This is a genomic window from Paraburkholderia polaris (assembly GCF_012927345.1).
In the GTDB taxonomy this organism is placed as follows: domain Bacteria; phylum Pseudomonadota; class Gammaproteobacteria; order Burkholderiales; family Burkholderiaceae; genus Paraburkholderia; species Paraburkholderia polaris.
In genome coordinates, this window is sequence record NZ_JABBGJ010000142.1 from 1 (window position 1) to 1,236 (window position 1,236).

The following is a 1,236-nucleotide window of genomic DNA, read 5'->3' on the forward strand; positions in this document are numbered from 1 at the left end:
TTCCCTCACGGTACTGGTTCACTATCGGTCGATCACGAGTATTTAGCCTTGGAGGATGGTCCCCCCATCTTCAGACAGGATTTCACGTGTCCCGCCCTACTTGTCGTACACCCAGTTCTTCCTCGCTGTTTTCGTCTACAGGGCTATCACCTGCTATGGCGGCACTTTCCAGAGCCTTCGACTAACAATGAAGATAAAGAGTACAGGCTGGTCCCATTTCGCTCGCCACTACTCTGGGAATCTCGGTTGATTTCTTTTCCTGCGGTTACTTAGATGTTTCAGTTCACCGCGTTCGCTTCACGTGACCTATGTATTCAGTCACGGATACCTCAAAAGAGGTGGGTTTCCCCATTCGGACATCGACGGATCAAAGCTCGTTTGCCAGCTCCCCGTCGCTTTTCGCAGGCTACCGCGTCCTTCATCGCCTGTGATCGCCAAGGCATCCACCACATGCACTTGTTCGCTTGACCCTATAACGGGTGTGTCTCGTGTCGCATCCACTGGGAATGCAACGCTCCTCACATCGCTACAGGTTGAGTATTCGTGTTGCGCCGTATTCCAAGGCAATCTTTCGATCACCTTTTCATACATTGATACAATCACAACCCTGATTCACCTACTCACACACCCATCTCTAAGTATGCTTTCGTGAATCTCTTTACTACTTCTTCCTGATTGTTAAAGAACGACAGCCGATATCGCAGTTGCTATAACCGCGTATCACTCTGACTGGCTCAATCGCCAATGCCTGTTTCACTACACCGCAAACATTTTTCAATGTTCGCCGCAGTAAAACCGGCATTGAAGATTGGTGGAGGATGACGGGATCGAACCGACGACCCCCTGCTTGCAAAGCAGGTGCTCTCCCAGCTGAGCTAATCCCCCAGTCACACACAGATATTGCTATCCGTATTGATGCCCCAGGGGTTTCAGTCATTAGCGCAGCCACCGCAGAAACAGTGGTGGGTCTGGATGGATTCGAACCATCGACCCCCGCCTTATCAAGACGGTGCTCTAACCAACTGAGCTACAGACCCCTGAGTCTGTCTTGTTCACAGCCGATAAGCGTGAGCGCTCAACGCATTGACACGTTAGCTCGAGAAAGGAGGTGATCCAGCCGCACCTTCCGATACGGCTACCTTGTTACGACTTCACCCCAGTCATGAATCCTACCGTGGTGACCGTCCTCCTTGCGGTTAGACTAGCCACTTCTGGTAAAACCCACTCCCATGGTGT

General features: G+C 51.4%; 2 tRNA genes and 2 rRNA genes. All 4 read right to left on the reverse strand.

Annotation, left to right across the window (positions count from 1 at the left end):
• Positions 1-470 (reverse strand): 23S ribosomal RNA (locus HHL24_RS43350); the annotation flags it as partial.
• Positions 471-809: 339 nt separating this feature from the next.
• A tRNA-Ala gene (locus tag HHL24_RS43355) sits at positions 810-885 on the reverse strand.
• A 75-nt stretch (positions 886-960) separates the two neighbouring features.
• Positions 961-1,037, reverse strand: a tRNA-Ile gene (locus HHL24_RS43360).
• A gap of 64 nt (positions 1,038-1,101) precedes the next feature.
• A 16S ribosomal RNA gene (locus HHL24_RS43365) occupies positions 1,102-1,236 on the reverse strand; the annotation flags it as partial.